Genomic DNA, 19,542 nt, shown 5'->3' with positions numbered 1-19,542 from the left:
CAGATAAAAATGCTGTTACTTTTCAAATTATAACAAAGATAGCAGAAAAGAACAAGCCTTATGGCTTTTGCTCTTAACTGCTATTTTTTATATACATTGTTGTGGTTAGTTTTTTTACATTCTTGTCATCACAATATTGTTTGGAACACTAAAGTAAGGTTCATTCGGATGTTCATCATGATAGGTGTTTTTACTTTCAGCACTGTTGAGTTCAAACTTTAAACTATTTCGTTCATTTATCCCAGTGGCTATTAATGTTAGCTCTAATTCAAATAATGAATCATTACGTTGATAATCCGTAAAGGTCATATCTAATATACCAAATTCTTGTATAATACCAGATGGATGAGAATCAATTATAGAATTATATGTTAATATATTATTTTCATATTTTTGATATTGTATAGTTAGACCATCTTTATAGTAATCAATATTTGCCTCTGGAAGAATGACATGAAACATCTCTACTTTGGTTAGTATAATTCTAAATTCTGTATTACCATCTATATATTGCCAAGTACCAACATAAGGTTGCATATAGTTGTTGATGTCTTTATGGTAATAAGTTCCATTTTCAGTATCTCCGTCAAAGGATTCTTGTGATAAGTCTATCACTGTCTGGGCACTACCATAAGAGTATAATACAATAGTAAATGCCAGTGTTATTAGTTGTTTCATAATTTATTTGTTATTTATTAGCAATCTGTATTAATAATGTCGTTTTCATTGTCATTAAGCTCTAATTTTTTCCAATTTTCAAAATTGGCATCAGCTTCATAAAGGTCAATACCGATGTCGTATTTACCCATTAGTTTCAAAAACCCAATATTCTGTTTTTTCTTAGGCTTACCATGTTTCATTTTATTTTTTTTATAAAAATCCTTTATTTCTTTTGCAAAAACTCTATTTTCTAACAGTATTGAAAAAACATTCAGTTTTTCTTGGTCATTTACTTTTAAAGCATAGTTTCCTTCATCACATACCAAATAGTATGCCAACTCATGTTTTAATATAGGTGAAACACCATCATCAGACCATTCTGATATTTTGCTAAAGTCATATATATCATCGTCACTAAATGTACCTATATGTTTACGATCACCTACTGCATTTTTTAAATGATTGTGTGCAGTTGCTTTTAGGTTTGGATGCCTATTAATAACGCCAGAGTTTCCTTCGTCTCCTTCAACAATTGGACCACAAGCAGGATTAGATACTGGTGGGTTAAAGTGAGTGCCATTGTAAATACCAAATGATTTTTCTGTATCTCCCAATACAGCAGTTTTTAATACTCCCATTTGTAGTTTAAAAGTTGCGTTTTCTGAATTTTTTTTGAGCTCTGTACAATCCTTTGTTTCAATCGGGATTATAGGTGAAGTTACATCACCAATACAATTGCCTTCAAAATCGATTTCAAGACAATCCTGTGGGTCATCTGAGTCATCAGGGTTTTCATCATCATTTCCTGTGCCAGTATTATTACCTGTGTCATTACCGTTTCCGCCAGAGTTACTTCCTTCTCCATTATCATTGTTATCTGTTGAAGTGTCATTATCATCATCATCTGGTGGTGTATATGTTCCATCATCATTATCATTGCTACCACCATTATTCTCACAGTTTTCAGCACTATATGTAATCTCGTAAACATAACCAGTTGGTTGTATATCACAGACACAATTTTGCCCATTAATAATATCTAATTCTGTATGTTGATTATGACAGCACAAATTGTAGATTTGTGTAAATGCAAAACACTCTTCACTTGCATTTCTTGATAAAAGATTGGTAACCAATGCTTGGTCATTAATATACTCAAAGGAAGGTGTGTTAGATAAGCTGATTAATTCACTATTACTCAATGCTAGTTTTTCAGCATCAGTTAAATCGTAAGTTATAAGTACGGCTTTGTAGCTGCCATCGTTTTGTAAGCTTAGTAATAAATTTTCTGTAAGTCCATTGTCGAAACCTCTGTCTATAGTAAATGTATAAGAATGATAGTTACCATATTCCACATATTTGGCGGTTTAGGTATCTACTGTAAAATTATTTGAAGTACTAGATACTTGTCTTTGTAGATTACCATCTGTACTTATGCCATTATTTTGGTTAAGTTGTATTAACTGTTCCGAAATTATTGGATTTTGAGAAATACTATTTTTGTGAATGGTGCTTATTTTGAAGCCAGCAGTAGTTTGCTCAATAATATCATTTTCTATTATGTTATCTTTTTGGCAGGCAAAGATAAAGGTTGAAATCCCAAAGAGTAGGATTCCAAGTTTTAAATAAATTTTCAGTCGGTGTTTTTTCAGAAGTACAAAATCGTTTTAAAGTTAGTAAAAATGCTTGTTGGTTTGGTCAAAATTAACCACAACGTTACCGTATAAGAAACGTAGGGCAGTTAATAAGCACTTTCGTTTCAATTTATAACTTAGCTAAATATAAATATTTTGCTTTTATCTTTTCTACTATAAACGCCAAATTTTATATTTAGCGGACTTTGTTAATATTCACAGACCTTTTGGAAAGCCTTAATTGCCCTATGTTTTTTATACACTGTTAGCCACTGGCTTTTCCCCGTTTGCTTATTTTCTTTACATATTTTTTCAAGTTTGTATCATCATAAAACACTTTTTTATCAAAACGTTCCATTATTCTATTCAGTCTATTAATGTTTATGTGTGCTCTTCTTCTGATATGTTTTTTTACTTTCTTTACTTTCCCTTTTTTTACAGTCATAAAATCGAGTCTAATAAAATATGATTCGTAAATGCTGTAAAGTGATAAACAGTATAAATAGGGCAAGAAAAGTATTGTAAGTGTTATTGGTAATATAAAAGAGTGTAGTGTTCCCAATTTAAAGAAATCAGAATGTCCATTTGCCATTTGATAAATAGAATAAATCAAAAGTCCAAAACCAAATATTGCCATTAAATTCGATAGTAATTTTGCTACTTGAGCATTCTTTGAATCCAAATCTGCAACTGCTTGTAGCATTACAATGAAGATTAATATAGGAAGCAATATTAGTTCTGTTACTAAACTGAAATTGTAAAAATTAATTACAAATTCTAATATAGCAATCACTTTTATAGTGTCAATTAGAATTTCTTTAAAGTATTTGCTGTCTTTGGCTTTATTTAGGCTAAAAACCAAAACGAATGCAACTGAAAAAAGCCAAAATATTGAATCTTTAATGTCAGCTGATGTCCAAAGTCCAATTGCTTTTATTAGACTAAATGTTCCAAATAAATAAATGCCTAAAGTTAAATAGATTGAAAGAAAGTATTTGCCGAAAAGTAATTTTACAACATCTTTCAATGAATTTCTCATTGATTTTTGAGTAAGAACAAATAGTATGAAAATTCCAAGCCAAATTAGTAATGAAATTTCTCTGTTGCTAAATATTTCTTGTAGTTTGTTCAAATATTAAAAATGTTTAAGTATTGAAGTTAAAACTTGATTAGCAACACTAAAATTTTCTTCTTGTTCGTTTAGTAGCATAAAATCCTTTTCTCCGTGAAATAGGTTATTCCTATATCTATAAACGATTATAGCAAGTGCTAAAATTTTATTAGATGTATTGTTGTCATTTCCTAAAAGTACCTGTTTAACAAATTCCTTTCTTGCGTTAGGAACAATACGTAAATATTCGAAACGTTCATTTGTATTATTGTCTGCTATGTAACGTTCTTTAAAATAATTTAAATGGTCTTCAAAATCCTCAATTTGGAATTCAATTGGATTTAAATTTTCTTCTATTCGATTTATAGTGCAATTTCTATCGCAAACCAAATTTTCGAAAATGTTCCATAATAGCGAAAAGTCCTTAATATTCATTAAGTCATTTTCTGTGAAATTAGTTCCGAATTTGTTATTTATCCATTCAATCATTTGTAGTTCGGATTTTTTTCCAGCTTGTGGCTAACTAGTTTTATCATAACTTCTATCACTCATATCCCACAAATTAATCACGTAATAACAAGTGTTTTAAATATTTAAAGTCAGGAGTCCCAAAGTTAATTCTATTTCTAAAAAAATCTAAACGTAAGGTTACGTACAGTTGCGCTTCGTCAATGGCTAAGTTAACACCTTCTATTCTAAATCATTTACGGTAACCCGTAATAGCTAATTCATAAAAATCCTATAAAAACTAAAACTCATCTTGTTTATGCAACGTGGTTTTAGTAGCTTCAATACTATAGTCTTTGTAAGTGTTTTCTATGAATTATCTTAGGTGTTTGATTGCAGGTCATTTCTTTGTTGATGGTGTTTTGTGTTATTAAGGGCAATTGGGTATTGTTTGAGGTTTCGACTTACGTTGTAAGCTATCTTCGCTCAACATATATTTTGATCTCGCTAATGCTCAACCTGACATCCCTTGTTTAGACTGTGTTCAACCTGTTATAGAGGTTTCGACTGCGCTCAACCAGACATTTTTGATATATAAGGTTTAGGTTGCATACGACTAGACGTTCATCCATAAAAATTATTGATGGATTGCCATTAACTTATCTATCTTTGATATAATGAATAAAAGCATCGTTATTATAGGAGCAGGGCTTTCGGGATTATACTTAGGTTATCTTCTTAAAAAAGCAGGTTTTACTATTAAAATATTAGAAGCAAATGATCGCATTGGTGGCCGTATTTTTACAAAAAAGCCCCATGACACCTCTGTGGAATTAGGAGCCACTTGGCTTTGGAGGTATAACAAGGATTTAATGGCGTTGTGCCAGGAGTTAAAGCTGACTCTATTTGAACAAGCTATGGCTGGAGAGGCTTTGTTTGAGGCCACAGCAGCCAGTACAGTGCAACGTTTTAAGCTTCCTGAAAATCAGGACATCAGTTATAGAATTGCAGGAGGTACGGCAGCGCTATTAGAGCAATTAGCGGCTCATTTTTCTGAAGACGAACTCCTACTGAATGCCAACGTAAATACCATTAAGGAGCAGGGTAGCAGTATTGAGGTTATTACGGCACAATCGACATTTATAGCCGATCGTGTGGTATCTACAATGCCGCCTCAACTTTTAGTGCATTCTATTGATTTTCCTGTAGCATTAGATACAAATCTCGTGGAAGTGGCTAACCACTGCCATACTTGGATGAAAGATTCTATAAAATTTGCAGTCGTTTATAACACACCCTTCTGGAAAAAGAAAGGCTTATCTGGCACTGGTTTTAGTCATGTTGGTCCGTTTACAGAAATTTACGATCATTCTGATATAGAACATAAAAGGTTTGCCCTCATGGGGTTTTTGAATGGGAACTTAGCTGCACAAACCAAAGCTCAAAGGGAATTACTGGTTAAAACCCAGCTATTAAAGTTTTTTGGAGACGATGGTGAAAACTACTTGTCTTACGAAGACAAGGTTTGGAGTCAAGAGCGACTAACGACTACAGCAACTGACACGTATTTAACGCCGCATGCCAATAATGGCCATCCTATTTTTCAAAAGGCGTATTTGAATGGTAAATTTATTGTTGCAGGTTCTGAAACGTCTCCAAGTTATGGAGGTTATATGGAAGGCGCTATTTATAGAGGTCATCAAATAGCGCTTCAATTAAGACATCAGTTTCTATAAACAAAAAAACCACTTTGCGAAAGCATAGTGGTTTTTTCTGGTAATTTTTCTTTTTCTTTTTTATTTGTCGATAGACCCTAAAACACGTTTCATAAAACCATTTACGGCTTCTTTCTTAGGTGTGCCTTCTTTTATCATTTTAGTCACTTCAATAGCGCCGTACATATTAGAGATTAATTCTCCAATCACGTCTAGTTCTTCATCTTTAAGTGATGGTAATTCGGTTAACGCTTCTAAAGTTTCAATGGTTTCAATGATGTAATCTTCGTCATTGTCTTCAATGAATTGCGTTAAGTGTTTAATTACAGGTAGTTTCATTTGCTAGTGGTGTTTTGTGTTATTTAGAGGTTTCGACTGCGCTCAACCTGACAGACTTTTGTTATACGGCGTCGTCCACCAATTCTTTTAACACATCGAACTTATTCGTTTGTACTTGCTTCACTAATTTTCCACCTTTAAAAGTAGCAAATGTTGGTAGATTATCTACGGTTGCTAATTTTCTAGATTCTGGAAATTTTTCAGCATCTGCAATAACGAAAGAAACACCTTCGTTTTCTGTTGCTAATTTCTTGAACTTAGGCTTCATAATTCTACAATTACCACACCATGTCGCTGAATACTGAACTACAACAGTATTATTACTATTAATAATCTCCTGTAGATTGTCTTGTTCTAATTCTTGAATCATAAATTTTGTATTTTATAAGTCATTGCGAGCAAAGCACCGTAATCTGTCGGTTTCTTGAGATTGCTTCACTCTGTTCGCAATGACGGTAAGATTTTAGTGCGTTGCTAAATAAGCTGCAGTACCTTTAGCGTTAGCTTGCATTGCATCTTTTCCTTCTTCCCAGTTTGCAGGACAAACTTCACCGTTTTTTTGAACGTGAGTTAAAGCATCAACAATTCTTAAATATTCATTTACGTTTCTACCTAATGGCATGTTGTTAACACTTTCGTGTTGAATAGTTCCTTCTTCATCAATGATGTAAGTTGCTCTAAACGTTACGTTATCACCCTCAACAGTTACAAGTCCTGTTTCTTCATCGAATTGCTCATTAAAAATATCTAAAATTCCTAATGCAGAAGCTAAGTTACGGTTAGAATCTGCTAATATTGGGTAAGTTACACCTTCAATTCCACCATTATCTTTAGACGTACTTAACCATGCAAAGTGTACTTCAGCAGTATCACAAGAAGCACCGATTACAACTGTATTTCTTTTTTCAAACTCACCTAAAGCCGCTTGAAAAGCGTGTAATTCTGTTGGACATACGAAAGTAAAATCTTTTGGGTACCAAAATAAAACTACTTTTTTGTTATTGTTTTTCGCTTCTTCAAGAACGTTCACTTTAAAAGTGTCGCCCATATCGTTCATTGCGTTTACGTCTAAATCAGGGAATTGTTTTCCTACTAATGCCATGTTATTATAATTTTTAAGATTATTAATTGATTTCTATGGCAAAGATACTTCTCATTAGTAGATTTAAACGTTAATCAAATTCTAATTTTTTATAAGTAAATAGACTTTAGCTATGGTAAAAGTTTTTAGATTAAAAAATAAAAATTATTTATCCTTAAGCATCTTTATTTTTAAGTTTAAAGCTGCAAAAATTAAGGTTGTAATTGGACTTAACCAATTGAAAATTGCGTAGATAAAATATTCGCCAACACCAACACCTAAAACACCACTTTGGTAAGCACCACAAGTGTTCCAAGGAATAAGAACTGAAGTTACTGTACCAGAATCTTCTAAAGTACGGCTTAAGTTTTCGGGAGCTAAGCCTTTATCATGGAAAGCTTGTTTAAACATTTTCCCAGGAATTACAATGGCTAAATATTGATCTGAAGCTACAATATTTAAACCTAAACAACTGGCAACAGTACTTGCAAATAATCCAAACACAGAAGTTGCAATAGAGAGTAGGGCTTTAGTAATTCTGGCAAGTGCACCAATGCCATCCATAATACCTCCAAAAATCATGGCACATAATATTAAATAGATTGTCCAAAGCATACCATTCATACCTGTAGAACTAAATAATTTTTTAAGTCTTTTAATGGTGATTAATTTATCTAAATTATCAACTTTAGTTTTAATAATTTCAGGTTGAGTATATGTTGCTGCGAAAAACTTTTTTAAATCGTCTTTAGTATATATTCCTTTTAAATCGTCATCAGAGAATAGGTTTTCTAATCTATTCTCATCATTATTTATTCTCTCTATATCAGCTTTAGATAAAGCCGTAAGATATTTGTCTTCTGAAATCGTAATATTTATATCCGTTAATACTGAGGTCGTTATTGTATTAACTGGAGAGTCTGTAATAGAGTTTATAAGTTTTGGTTGAAAGATAAAAGCAAACACAATTGCTAAAACAACACCTGAAACCAAAGCTACTAATGGTTTAGTTTTTAATAATATAAGACCAACAACAGCTACAGGAACTAAAAATAACCATGGTGTTATATTGAAATAATTATCTATAGTATCTAAAATAAAACCAGTATCAGAATTACCAGCGGTATCAATATTTGCACTTAAAATTCCAAAGAATATTAAAGTTACAATAAGAGTAGGCACTGTGGTAATGGCCATATATTTAATATGTGTGAATAAATCTGTCCCTGCCATTGCCGGAGCCAGATTTGTTGTATCACTTAATGGTGACATTTTATCTCCAAAATAAGCACCAGAAATAACAGCACCTGCTATCATACCTGGATTAATTCCTAATGCAGTACCAATGCCGACTAAAGCAATACCTACAGTTGCAGAAGTTGTCCACGAACTTCCTGTTGCAATCGATATAATAGCGGCAATAATCACTGAGGCTGGTAAAAATATTGCAGGACTTAAAACTTGTAATCCGTAATAAACCATTGCAGGAATAACCCCACTAACTAACCAAGTCCCAGCTAGTGCACCAACTAAAAATAAAATAAGTACAGGAACAAAAACCGTTTTAAGGTTTTCCCATACTTCTGTAAGCATGGTTTTTAATGTTGTTTTATTAAAGAAACCAACACCTGCAGCAACAGCACCTCCTAATAATAAGATAATTTGATTGGTATAAGCACCAAACCATTCTTGGCTTTCTACAAAAAAGATATTATAAGCCAACATCCCCATTAAAATAATCACTGGGATAAGGGCTTCAAGTAGATTTAGTTCTTTATTATCTATTATGTTTTGATCTTCTAAGTCTATTTGAGCGGGCTTATCTGGCATTTTAGTTGAGTTTAGTGTCGTAATGTTACGATTTTGTTAACTCATTTGCAAATTGATTATGATTGCTTGATAACTTTTGAACATAAAAAGGTTAGGTTTTCATTTCTGAAAAACCTAACCCTCAATATAATTAACACTAAAATATTAAAATTATAAAATATTTAATTTCTTCATACAAGCTTTCATCATCATGTATGTACGTTCAATATCGGCATCTAACCCAATTGAAAAACGAATTAAGCCATCACTTAATCCCATTGATTTTTGTTCGTCTTCAGGAATTTCTGAAGATGTAGAGCTTCCTGGAGCACTGAATAAGGTTTTATAAAAGCCTAAACTCACCGCTAAATAGCCTAAATTATCTTCTTGCATCAATTCCATTAGCGCATTGGCTTTATCTAATGATCCTACATCAATGGTTAGCATTCCACCAAAACCATATTTGTCATTCATCATAGATTTAAATAACTCATGTGATGGGTGAGAGGCAAGCCCTGGATACACTGTTTTTAAACCGTCGTTTTCAAACTTTTCAGCTAAATACGTGGCATTATAACTGTGTTGCATCATTCTAATATGCAATGTTCTTAAGTTTTTTAATACGGAAGCAGAACGCAAACTATCCATTGTAGACCCCAACAGCATGGCAGCACCATTATTTACATTTCGTAGGTCATTAATAAATTCATTAGTCCCACAAACCACACCACCAACGGTATCAGAAGATCCATTTATAAATTTAGTTAAACTATGAATTACAACATCGGCACCTAAAATAATTGGTGAAATAGATAATGGAGAAAAGGTGTTATCTACCACTAGTTTAAGGTCGTATTTTTTTGCTAATTCCGTTAAACCTTTTATGTCAGCAACTTCTAATAGAGGGTTACTAACAGATTCGCAGTATAAAACTTTAGTTTTTGGAGTAATAGCTGCTTCTACAACATCGAGTTGCGTGATATCTACAAATGTGGTGTTAATACCTAAACGCGGTGTAAAGTTTTTTAAAAAGGCATAAGTTCCGCCATAGATTGTTCTACTACTAACAACATGTTCGCCAGCACTACAAAGCTGAAGTAAAACAGCTGTAATTGCTCCCATACCAGATGCTGTAACTGTTGCCGTTTCTGTACCTTCCATAGCAGCTAAAGCTTCACCTAAATATAAATTTGAAGGCGATGAATGACGCGAATACAGGTAACAGCCTTCGGCATTCCCCTCAAAAGTATCGAACATGGTTTTTGCGGATAAAAAAGTATAAGTTGATGAGTCTGAAATTGAAGGGTTAACACCTCCGAATTCACCAAAATATTGTAAGTCTTGTATATTATTTGCAGGTTTAAATGCCATAATGTTCTATTGCTTTTTGTTTTTCAAATCTCGACAGATTTAGACTTATAATCAACACTAAGCATAATATTTAGATTATATAACTATTATTTATTAATTAAATAGTTTTTAATTCTTTAATTTTGATCATAATTAAGTTTATTCCGAAAAAATATAAGTATGACATTTGATGCTATTGATAAAAAACTCCTTCACTTACTTCAAACCGATAGTAAACAAACGAACAAAGCCTTAGCATACCATTTAAATTTATCTGTTACTGCGGTTTATGAACGTATTAAAAAGCTCGAGAAAAGTGGGATTATAAAAAACTATGTTGCTTTGGTAGATAAGACTAAAGTAGAAAAGGATTTTGTAGCTTTTTGTCATGTTAAATTAGTGCAGCATACACAAGATTATGTGATACGTTTTGAGCGGGAAGTAAATGAACTTAACGAAGTTTTAGAGTGTTACCATATCAGTGGCGATTACGATTATTTATTAAAAGTCTTAGTAAAAGATATAAAAGCTTTTAGGATTTTTATGGTCGAGAAATTGACTAAAATTAATCATATAGGAAGCACACACAGTATGTTTATGATCAATGAAGTGAAACACACCACAGAGATTTCATTATAAATTAACACTATACCTTAATACTGTTGATACACATTGAAAAAACATCTTAAAGCAACAAGAAATACTTAAAATTGAGTACTGTAGATCGATCTATTAATTAAATCGCAATTTAGAACTGCTATTATACTTTAGAAGATAGTATATGTCCATTCTTATATTTGTTTAATTACAACGCCTAAATTTAGTCTGTTTTTTTTGCCATAAAATGAAATGAATAAGTTTATTTTTAATGTTTATAATAGCTTTTTATTCTATTTCTGAAGTCCTGAAATTCAATAAATAAAAGATATTTTATAACGCATAAGCAACCATTCTTAATATTTTTACGTCTTTGTTAATATAAACCTTTAATTAATATTTGGATGAAATTGCAAAATTACACACACCTTAAATTACACAACTTTATTAAAAACAAAAGTCTACTATTTGTTTTAGGTCTTTCATTTTTATTAGTATCATGTGCTACAGTAGAAAAACATAATGAGCAAATTACAAAATTGCATTCTATTGAAGATTTACAAGATGATATCGATGATGTTTATAAGCAGTTACAACGAAATCACCCACATTTATATCAGTTTACTTCAAAAGAAGTTTTAGATTTTAAATTCGATAGCTTAAAAAAATCCATTACTAAACCTATGGATAGTCGTACATTTTACAAGCAATTAGCTGCTGTAACTAAGTATATTGGGCAAGGCCATATGTCAGTATCTCCACCAAGTTTAAAATTCAACAAAAAAGAAAGAAAAGCACTCTTAAAAACCAAATTTGAGATTAACAATCTTGATTTCGAATATGTAAACAATAAGCTTTTAATCGCTAATGCTAGAGGAAAAGATTCACTTTTAACCCATGCAGAAGTTCTTGAAGTTGATGGAAAAAACACAGAAGATTTAATTAATAAATACACTAAAATAATTGCATCTGACGGTTATAACAAGACTTTTCATAAAAGAGTTGCTGGTTTTCGTTTTATGAGTTATTACGCAAAAGATAAAGGTCGTTTTGACAGTATTAATTTAAAATTGAAAACATCTGATTCCACATTTGTAAAAATGTACAGACGTGTTTTAAAAAAAGATACCACTGCTGCCGCAATAAAAAAGGATTCTCTGAGAAAAGATTCCATAAATACAGTTAACAAGGAAATTGCCAAATTAACCAAGGCAGAACGCAAAGCAAAAAGAAAGAAATCAAAAGCGAAGCGAAAACATAATTGGAATTATGGTTATGATTATATTAGAAAAGAATACACCAGAAATCTTAATTTTGTAGGAAAAGATAGTACTGTTGCCTTGTTAAAAATCAGAGGTTTTTCTAGAGGGAGTTATGAAGAATTCTATGACGAGAGTTTTAAAAAAATAGATTCATTAAAATCAAAAGCTTTAATTATTGATTTAAGAAATAATTTTGGAGGACGATTGAATGAAATCACCTATTTATACTCGTATTTAACAGATCAAGATTTTACATTAATTGATCGCAGTGAAATTAATAGAAGATTTCCAATTTTAAAAAGTTCGATGGCTAATACAACACCTACAGGAATTAAAATATTATTAGGTTTATTTTCACCTGTTGTGGCAACAATAGATATTTTAAAGACAAGTAAGCACGACGGAAAACTATATTATAAATTTAAATCTTCAAAAGCGCAAGAACCTAAAGATCTTAATTATAAAGGTAAAATATATGTCCTTATTAATGGTAATTCATTTTCAGCCTCTTCAATACTATCTACAAAATTACAAGGGAATCAACGTGCTACTTTTATTGGAGAAGAAACAGGTGGAGCCTATAATGGTACAGTCGCTGGTTTTTATAAAACTTATGAAATGCCAAATACCAAAGTAGTAGCTAGAATAGGACTCGCACATATTGGTGCACAATATAAAAGCACACCAGATGGTTATGGTGTAAAGCCTGATATTGAAATTATACCGACTTATAAAGACCGAATAAATGGTAACGATCCTGAATTAGAATGGGTTTTAGAAGATTTAAATCAAAAAAGTGAGTAATGATTGACTTAATAATGTTTTAAAATTCGTAAAATATTAATCTAAATTGTATTTTTGTTAGCGTTTTTAATCAACGAAAAAAAAATCTCATGAAATCATACGATGTAGCAATAATAGGTTCTGGACCTGGTGGATATGTAGCAGCAATACGTTGCGCACAATTAGGCATGAAAACTGCAATCATTGAAAAATACTCTACACTTGGTGGAACTTGCTTAAACGTAGGTTGTATTCCTAGTAAAGCTTTACTAAGTTCTTCTCATCATTATGAAGAAGCAACAAAACATTTTGAAGATCACGGAATTGAAATTCCTGGAGAGATCAAAGTGAATTTAGAAAAAATGATTGGTCGTAAGCAAGCTGTTGTAGATCAAACTACAGGAGGAATTGATTTCTTAATGAAAAAAAACAACATTGATGTTTTTGAAGGTTTAGGATCTTTTATAGATGCTACACATATTAAGATAGAAGGGAAGGATGCCCAAGATATTGAAGCAAAGAAAATTATTATTGCAACAGGATCTAAACCTTCTAACTTACCATTTATCACTTTAGATAAAGAACGTGTTATTACTTCAACTGAAGCTTTAAAACTGAAAGAAATTCCTAAACACTTAATTATTATTGGTGGTGGAGTTATTGGTTTAGAGTTAGGACAAGTATACCGTCGTTTAGGTGCAGAAGTTACTGTTATTGAATATATGGACAGAATTATACCAACGATGGATGCTGGTTTGTCTAAAGAATTAAATAAAGTATTTAAGAAAGCAAAATGTAAAATGATGCTTTCTCACAAAGTACAATCTGTAGCGCGTAATGGTGAAGAAGTTATTGTTAAAGCTGAAAACAAAAAAGGTGAAGTTGTAGAATTTAAAGGTGACTATTGTTTAGTTTCTGTAGGTCGTAAACCTTATACAGCGGGTTTAAATCTTGAAGCTGCTGGCGTTAAAATGAACGATAGAGGCCAAATAGATGTCAATGATCATTTACAAACTTCTACATCTAATATTTATGCTATTGGTGATGTTATTAAAGGAGCCATGTTAGCTCATAAAGCAGAAGAAGAAGGAACATTTGTTGCTGAAACTTTAGCCGGACAAAAACCGCATATCGATTATAATTTAATTCCTGGAGTTGTATATACATGGCCAGAAGTTGCTGCTGTTGGTAAGACAGAAGAAGAATTAAAAGCAGATAACGTTGCATACAAAGTTGGTCAGTTTCCTTTTAGAGCTTTAGGTCGTGCTAGAGCAAGTGGAGATATTGATGGTTTTGTAAAAATCTTAGCCGATAAAACTACAGACGAAGTTTTAGGTGTACACATGATTGGTGCACGTTGTGCAGATTTAATTGCAGAAGCAGTTACAGCTATGGAATTTAGAGCATCTGCTGAAGATATTTCACGTATGTCTCATGCACATCCAACATTTGCAGAAGCTGTAAAAGAAGCGGCTTTAGCTGCTACAGATGATAGAGCATTACATGTTTAAATTCTTTAAATAAATTTATTATAAAAAAAGACGATCTGAAAAGATCGTCTTTTTTTTGTGCCATTTTGAGTGTAAATCCGATTACAAGAATCAAAGTGCGTTTAATAAAATCTTTTTTAATAAGCACTATTTTTTTATTATTATAACAAACCTCTATCAAAGAAATGTCTGTATTTTTGTAAAAATCTTTAAAGAAAAGCGACTAAGAAACTACAAGCTTCTTTAGTTTAATTTAAACTTCTCAATAACAGATAATCATGAAAACCAAAGCGACTGCTTATTCCATATTAGACCTTGTATTAGTCTCTGAAGGACATACATTAAAGCAAACTTTTGGTAATACTTTAAAATTAGCACAACACGCAGAAACCTATGGGTACAAACGTTATTGGCTAGCAGAACATCATAATGCAGAAAACATAGCAAGTAACGCCACTTCTATATTGATTGGTTATGTGGCTCAAGGCACAAAAACAATTCGTGTAGGTTCCGGAGGTATTATGTTACCAAATCATTCGCCATTAATTGTAGCTGAACAGTTTGGAACTTTAGGAGTATTATACCCAAATAGAATCGATTTAGGCTTAGGAAGAGCTCCAGGAACAGACAGAGAAACAGCCGAAGCAATACGTTCTGACTTTATGCAAGCTGCACATTCGTTTCCGAATGAAGTAGAAAAAATACAAACCTATTTTTCTATAGAAAATGAAGATGCTCAAATACGAGCTACAGTTGCAGAAGGTGTAGATGTACCACTTTGCATTTTAGGATCTAGTACAGACAGTGCACATTTAGCAGCAAAAAAAGGCTTGCCTTACGCTTTTGCAAGTCATTTTGCAACGACACATTTATGGAGAGCTTTAACAACTTATCGCCAAGAATTTAAGCCTTCTAAAATATTAGAAGAACCATATGTTATGGCTGGTGTTAATATTATTATTGCAGAAACAGACGAGGAAGCACAAAGATTAGCAACCTCTTTAATAAGAATGATTGTTGGTATATTTACAGGTAGACGTGCAAAAGTACAACCACCAACAGAGATGACCGAGGATCTAAAAGATATTATGAGAAATCCACAGGTTAGTGAAATGCTTAAATATGCATTTATTGGAACTAAAGCCTCTGTGAAAAATCAGATTATATCATTTTTAGCACTTACTAAAGCGGATGAATTAATAGCTGTAGCACATATTTACGATATTGATAGTCGTATTCGATCCTATGAATTGTTTGCAGAAATAATGAATGAGCTAAATGAATAATATCAATTTATAAAGACATGTACTTTTACTAAGAAAGCTATTCTGAAACCCCAGAATAGCTTTCTTAGTAAAAGGAAAGAGATATAAAAATCTTATTTTAAGCTTAATTAGTACGATTAAAATGTAAGCCTATACCAATAAAAAATCGGACTTTATTAGTATTATTAACCCAAGAAACATCAAAATCTACAGGTCCTAAAATTGAATTGTAAGAGAATGTAGTACCCGCAGAGACTAGTATACTAGCTTCATTAGAATCAGACCAATTTCCTTTAGATAAAAAAGCTTCTTTTGCATAATCTTCAAAATTACCAAATCCAACGGAAGCAATATCTATATGAGGGGTTACATAAAATTTATGCATAGTATTTAATTGTAACCCTAAATTTACTCTCATAAATTGACTTGCATTTAACTCACTTTCGTTTAATCCAGGGAAAATGTAACTGTCATTTCTTGGATTAGAGATGTTACCACCAAGAAAGTAATTAGCACCGATACCAAATTCAGAAAGCGTAATATCATTAGCACTAACGGCATCTTCAATAATAAAAGCAGTATTAAAGCCAACGATACCTACAGTTTTAGGGGTTAGTTGAAATCTTCTTTCAAAATCTAAATTTATTTTCGTGAAATTATTGGTAGAGCCATTAATATCAGAAATGTTTTCATCTGAAAAATTAATATTTATATTATTGCTTAATGATCTATTTAAAGCTGCTTTAAAAAAACTTCCATCTGAAGCATAATAAACAGCATTTAAGGTGTTATAGACATAATGAAAATAAACCTCAAAATCATTAAAATTATACTTTTCTAGGCTAAATATATTTTCGTTAAATTCAGGATCAATTGTAGGTTTCAAAGTAATGTTTTGATATTTAACACCCATTCCTATATAGTTTTTTAAAGAATTGATGTTTCTATTGACTTGATTATCAAATTCGAAATACCGATATTTTAAATTATCTACATTTTCACCTCCAATAAATACCTTTTGCTTTAATTGTTGCCCAAAAGCTTCAGATCGCCACCACCAATCTCTATCGTGACTGAAATTTTTCTGATGTTGTAAACGAAACTTTGGCTGTTCTGCAATATCAATGGTAACAAGTGATCGAGAAGCATTTCCTATAATATTTCTTCCTGTATAATTAAGAATAAGACCAACGCCATTAGTATCATCATAATGAAGAGATCCTTTAACTTGATGCTTCGATTTTTCAAGACCGTTAATTTTTAACCTTAAACTATCTCCTTTAATTATAGGTAAAAAAGTAACTTGACTAAAAATAGTCGTTCCCATTGCTCTGTTTACACCACTAACAACTTCTTTACGTGTATATTTTTTATTCGTTTTTATATTCATTCTTGCTTTAACAAGAGCGAGATTTTCTTTACTTATTCCACCATAAGTAATATTGTTTAAAACAAATTCATCTTTTATTTCAGGTAATTCATGTGTCCTTTGCTTAAATCCCTTTAAGCGCTCTGATAAAGCAGATAAAGCAGCAATATTTTCTTTGACTGCTAATTTACCTTCTTCATATATTGGATTAATTTTAGAAAAATCTCCGGTAGTATAAGTTAAATTATTACTGTGATCGATTAAAATATCACACAGTTTACGATTTTCTGGTGTTTTAAGATTACTTCCCATCATACCAGCCTGAAAAAGTAAAGCACTAATATTATTTAGTTTTTCTTTGGTTACCATACCACTTCCTACATCACTTCCTATAATAATATCTGCTCCCCATGCTTTAGCTACATCTACAGGGAAATTGTTTAATAAGCCACCATCTACTAAAAGTGTATTATGGTATGGAACTGCAGAAAAAGCTCCGGGTATAGACATACTCGCTCTCATAGCAAAAGCCAAGGAACCTTTGTTAAATATGATTTCTTTACCATTTACAATATCGGTTGCTATGGCTCTAAATGGAATAGATAAATCATCAAAATTATTAATGTTGTAACTAGGGTAGGTGAGCGATGATATAAATTCTCTTATATTTTGATCATTGAGTAAATAAGCTCCTGGATTAATTTTTCCTTTTTTCCAATCTAAGCTTATTAAATACTTATTGTATTCACTTTTTTCTTCAACACTAACATCTTTTAAAGAAACACCTCCACCAATAAGCTCATCCCATTTAGCATTTAAAGCAATGCTTGCAATGCTATCACCAGAATATCCCATGGCATATAAACCACCAACAATACTCCCCATACTATTACCAACTATTAAATCGGGTACAATACCTAATGAATCTAAGGCTTGTAATGTAGGGATATGTGCAACACCTTTGGCGCCACCACCGCTTAAAACTAAAGCAACTTTAGGCTTTTTATTTTGAGCAAAAATTGGAGAAACTCCAATCATTAATAAAATTAATAGAAAGGGTTTTAAAAACACAATTACTTTTAGAGGTTTTAACATTGAATTATTCGTTAAATCTGATGTTTATGACAATATTATTCAAAAACTTTCATTTAAATATTGAGTGATTATCTTTTCTTATTGTTAAGAATAAAAACAAAATATATTGGTATTATTTTATTGTAAATATAGTCACAATTAAAGATAAATTTATAATATGAATGATATAAGCTTTCGCTAATAAACTGATGCATTTTTATGCATTTATAATAAGAAAAAGTAGATCATTAATATATTATATAATATTACTTTTGATTAACTTTTAGAAACTAACAAAATGAAAAGAACAACTATATTCATAATGTTTTGTTTAAGTGCTATAAGCTTTAATTATGCACAAGAAGTAGCATTAAAGCAAATAGAATCTAAACATTTTAAAAATCTTTATAAAGTGAATTCTGTTTTGTATCGATCAGAACAGCCTAGTAAAAAAGGGTTTAAGGACATAGATTCAATAGGAGTGAAGACCATCTTAAACTTAAGACGCCGTTGGAATAATAAAAAGAAAGCCAAAGATTTCAATTTTAACTTAGTGCATCAACCTATTAAAACAAAAGCACTTAATGAAGACGATATTTTAAACGCCTTGCTGGTTATTCAAAATTCAGAACAACCTGTTTTAGTCCATTGCTGGCATGGCTCTGATAGAACAGGCACCATTATAGCAGCTTATAGAATGGTTGTTGAGAATTGGTCTAAGGAACTTGCTATTGAAGAATTTCAGAATGAAAACTTAGGTTATCATTTTAAGATGTATCCGCATTTATTAATTCTTTTGAAAAACATAGATGTTGAAAAATTACAAAACAGATTAAACGACGCTGTAGATGAAACAAAAAAGCCAGATGAATAGATTTCATCTGGCTTTTTAATATTATAAAATAATAAGTCTCGCATTACTTAGACATAATTTGTTTTACAATAGTTCCTTCACTTGTAATAAATCGTACAAATAAGATTTTATTTTCTTTAGATTCTCTAGATAAATCAAGCTCTATAACAGAGTTCTCATCATCTTTACTAATCTTTTTATTTACACGTTTTAATATACTTCCTCTAATATCAAATACTTCTATAGTCGCATTGCTAGTGTCTAGGCTAGTGGTATATTTTACATTTACTGTACCACTAAAAGGGATTGGATATACATCCATACCTAAACTACTTCTGTAAGAAGGTCCTGCTCCTCCACAAATATCTCCAATACCATCACCATCAGTATCTGATTGGTCTGGATTGTAATAATAAAGACAATTGTCTACACAATCCGCAACACCATCTCCGTCAGTATCTGCAAAACCTTCATCAATTACGCCATCACCGTTATTATCGATACCATCACAAATTTCTTCAACTTCTGGTTCTTCACAAACATCACCTATACCGTTTCCGTCTAAATCAGCTTGATCTGGATTTGTAACTTCAGGACAATTATCTATACAATCTGCAACACCATCGCCATCAGTATCTGCAAAACCTTCGTCTATAAGACCGTTACCGTTATTATCGATACCATCGCAAATTTCTTCAACTTC

General features: G+C 31.7%; 17 protein-coding genes. 6 read left to right on the top strand and 11 right to left on the bottom strand.

The features are described from left to right. Window positions 1–114 precede the first annotated feature (114 nt). The 4 genes from HSX10_RS17325 to HSX10_RS17310 form a co-directional block, all read right to left on the bottom strand. A complete protein-coding gene (locus HSX10_RS17325) occupies window positions 115–678 on the bottom strand; it encodes a DUF6705 family protein (protein ID WP_173589514.1) in 564 nt (187 codons plus the stop codon). Between the two features lie 17 nt (window positions 679–695). Next, the gene (locus tag HSX10_RS17320; RefSeq protein WP_173589513.1) at window positions 696–2,015 is read right to left on the bottom strand and encodes a hypothetical protein; all 1,320 of its coding nucleotides are present in this window, start codon (window positions 2,013–2,015) and stop codon (window positions 696–698) included. A gap of 544 nt (window positions 2,016–2,559) precedes the next feature. After that, window positions 2,560–3,426 (bottom strand): hypothetical protein, encoded by an 867-nt coding sequence (locus HSX10_RS17315; protein ID WP_173589512.1) that lies wholly within the window; start codon window positions 3,424–3,426, stop codon window positions 2,560–2,562. A 3-nt stretch (window positions 3,427–3,429) separates the two neighbouring features. Continuing rightward, window positions 3,430–3,894 carry a hypothetical protein gene (locus tag HSX10_RS17310; RefSeq protein ID WP_173589499.1) on the bottom strand — a complete coding sequence of 155 codons (465 nt, stop codon included), beginning with the start codon at window positions 3,892–3,894 and terminating at the stop codon, window positions 3,430–3,432. Window positions 3,895–4,529: 635 nt separating this feature from the next. Here HSX10_RS17310 and HSX10_RS17305 point away from each other — a divergent pair. Further along, the gene (locus HSX10_RS17305) at window positions 4,530–5,588 is read left to right on the top strand and encodes a flavin monoamine oxidase family protein (protein WP_173589511.1); all 1,059 of its coding nucleotides are present in this window, start codon (window positions 4,530–4,532) and stop codon (window positions 5,586–5,588) included. A 60-nt stretch (window positions 5,589–5,648) separates the two neighbouring features. Here the strand turns inward: HSX10_RS17305 and HSX10_RS17300 are convergent, their stop codons facing one another. The 5 genes from HSX10_RS17300 to HSX10_RS17280 all read right to left on the bottom strand — a co-directional run bounded on the left by HSX10_RS17300 (window position 5,649) and on the right by HSX10_RS17280 (window position 10,167). Continuing rightward, on the bottom strand, window positions 5,649–5,906 hold the full coding sequence (locus HSX10_RS17300; RefSeq protein WP_173589510.1) for a DUF6952 family protein: 258 nt from the start codon (window positions 5,904–5,906) through the stop codon (window positions 5,649–5,651). A 61-nt stretch (window positions 5,907–5,967) separates the two neighbouring features. Continuing rightward, a complete protein-coding gene (locus HSX10_RS17295; RefSeq protein WP_173589509.1) occupies window positions 5,968–6,276 on the bottom strand; it encodes a thioredoxin family protein in 309 nt (102 codons plus the stop codon). 93 nt (window positions 6,277–6,369) lie between these two features. Beyond that, window positions 6,370–7,008 carry a peroxiredoxin gene (locus HSX10_RS17290; protein WP_173589508.1) on the bottom strand — a complete coding sequence of 213 codons (639 nt, stop codon included), beginning with the start codon at window positions 7,006–7,008 and terminating at the stop codon, window positions 6,370–6,372. A 144-nt stretch (window positions 7,009–7,152) separates the two neighbouring features. Then, entirely contained in the window at window positions 7,153–8,817 is a 1,665-nt protein-coding gene (locus HSX10_RS17285; protein WP_173589507.1) for a Na+/H+ antiporter NhaC family protein, read from the bottom strand. A gap of 150 nt (window positions 8,818–8,967) precedes the next feature. Next, window positions 8,968–10,167, bottom strand: a complete 1,200-nt coding sequence (locus HSX10_RS17280) for an aminotransferase class I/II-fold pyridoxal phosphate-dependent enzyme (RefSeq protein WP_173589506.1) — start codon at window positions 10,165–10,167, stop codon at window positions 8,968–8,970. Window positions 10,168–10,326: 159 nt separating this feature from the next. Between HSX10_RS17280 and HSX10_RS17275 the strand changes: the two genes are divergently transcribed. The 4 genes from HSX10_RS17275 (at window position 10,327) to HSX10_RS17260 (ending at window position 15,564) form a co-directional block, all read left to right on the top strand. Beyond that, complete coding sequence (locus HSX10_RS17275) at window positions 10,327–10,785, top strand: Lrp/AsnC family transcriptional regulator (protein ID WP_173589505.1); 459 nt, start codon at window positions 10,327–10,329, stop codon at window positions 10,783–10,785. 362 nt (window positions 10,786–11,147) lie between these two features. Beyond that, window positions 11,148–12,809, top strand: a complete 1,662-nt coding sequence (locus HSX10_RS17270; RefSeq protein ID WP_173589504.1) for a S41 family peptidase — start codon at window positions 11,148–11,150, stop codon at window positions 12,807–12,809. An 89-nt stretch (window positions 12,810–12,898) separates the two neighbouring features. Beyond that, window positions 12,899–14,299, top strand: a complete 1,401-nt coding sequence (gene lpdA, locus HSX10_RS17265) for a dihydrolipoyl dehydrogenase (protein WP_173589503.1) — start codon at window positions 12,899–12,901, stop codon at window positions 14,297–14,299. 257 nt (window positions 14,300–14,556) lie between these two features. Then, window positions 14,557–15,564 (top strand): LLM class flavin-dependent oxidoreductase, encoded by a 1,008-nt coding sequence (locus HSX10_RS17260; RefSeq protein ID WP_173589502.1) that lies wholly within the window; start codon window positions 14,557–14,559, stop codon window positions 15,562–15,564. 103 nt (window positions 15,565–15,667) lie between these two features. On the opposite strand, the gene HSX10_RS17255 is transcribed toward HSX10_RS17260, so the two are convergent. Beyond that, window positions 15,668–18,007: a patatin-like phospholipase family protein gene (locus tag HSX10_RS17255; protein ID WP_254453266.1), complete on the bottom strand. Its 2,340-nt coding sequence runs from the start codon at window positions 18,005–18,007 to the stop codon at window positions 15,668–15,670. A 277-nt stretch (window positions 18,008–18,284) separates the two neighbouring features. Here HSX10_RS17255 and HSX10_RS17250 point away from each other — a divergent pair, with 277 nt between their 5' ends. Next, entirely contained in the window at window positions 18,285–18,860 is a 576-nt protein-coding gene (locus tag HSX10_RS17250; protein ID WP_173589501.1) for a phosphatase domain-containing putative toxin, read from the top strand. 43 nt (window positions 18,861–18,903) lie between these two features. Here HSX10_RS17250 and HSX10_RS17245 read toward each other — a convergent pair. Beyond that, window positions 18,904–19,542 (bottom strand): thrombospondin type 3 repeat-containing protein (locus HSX10_RS17245; protein ID WP_173589500.1); only part of this gene is annotated, 639 nt, incomplete at its 5' end.

The sequence above is a fragment of the Winogradskyella undariae genome, assembly GCF_013285155.1.
GTDB lineage: Bacteria > Bacteroidota > Bacteroidia > Flavobacteriales > Flavobacteriaceae > Winogradskyella > Winogradskyella undariae.
This window is presented reverse-complemented; position numbering and strand designations above follow the sequence as displayed.

Bases quoted from the DNA above. Each gene is read 5' to 3' on its own strand.
- HSX10_RS17325 (WP_173589514.1), bottom strand. From the start codon at position 678: ATGAAACAACTAATAACACTGGCATTTACTATTGTATTATACTCTTAT.
- HSX10_RS17310 (WP_173589499.1), bottom strand. From the start codon at position 3,894: ATGATTGAATGGATAAATAACAAATTCGGAACTAATTTCACAGAAAAT.
- HSX10_RS17305 (WP_173589511.1), top strand. From the start codon at position 4,530: ATGAATAAAAGCATCGTTATTATAGGAGCAGGGCTTTCGGGATTATAC.
- HSX10_RS17300 (WP_173589510.1), bottom strand. From the start codon at position 5,906: ATGAAACTACCTGTAATTAAACACTTAACGCAATTCATTGAAGACAAT.
- HSX10_RS17295 (WP_173589509.1), bottom strand. From the start codon at position 6,276: ATGATTCAAGAATTAGAACAAGACAATCTACAGGAGATTATTAATAGT.
- HSX10_RS17290 (WP_173589508.1), bottom strand. From the start codon at position 7,008: ATGGCATTAGTAGGAAAACAATTCCCTGATTTAGACGTAAACGCAATG.
- HSX10_RS17285 (WP_173589507.1), bottom strand. From the start codon at position 8,817: ATGCCAGATAAGCCCGCTCAAATAGACTTAGAAGATCAAAACATAATA.
- HSX10_RS17280 (WP_173589506.1), bottom strand. From the start codon at position 10,167: ATGGCATTTAAACCTGCAAATAATATACAAGACTTACAATATTTTGGT.
- HSX10_RS17275 (WP_173589505.1), top strand. From the start codon at position 10,327: ATGACATTTGATGCTATTGATAAAAAACTCCTTCACTTACTTCAAACC.
- HSX10_RS17270 (WP_173589504.1), top strand. From the start codon at position 11,148: ATGAAATTGCAAAATTACACACACCTTAAATTACACAACTTTATTAAA.
- lpdA (WP_173589503.1), top strand. From the start codon at position 12,899: ATGAAATCATACGATGTAGCAATAATAGGTTCTGGACCTGGTGGATAT.
- HSX10_RS17260 (WP_173589502.1), top strand. From the start codon at position 14,557: ATGAAAACCAAAGCGACTGCTTATTCCATATTAGACCTTGTATTAGTC.
- HSX10_RS17255 (WP_254453266.1), bottom strand. From the start codon at position 18,007: ATGTTAAAACCTCTAAAAGTAATTGTGTTTTTAAAACCCTTTCTATTA.
- HSX10_RS17250 (WP_173589501.1), top strand. From the start codon at position 18,285: ATGAAAAGAACAACTATATTCATAATGTTTTGTTTAAGTGCTATAAGC.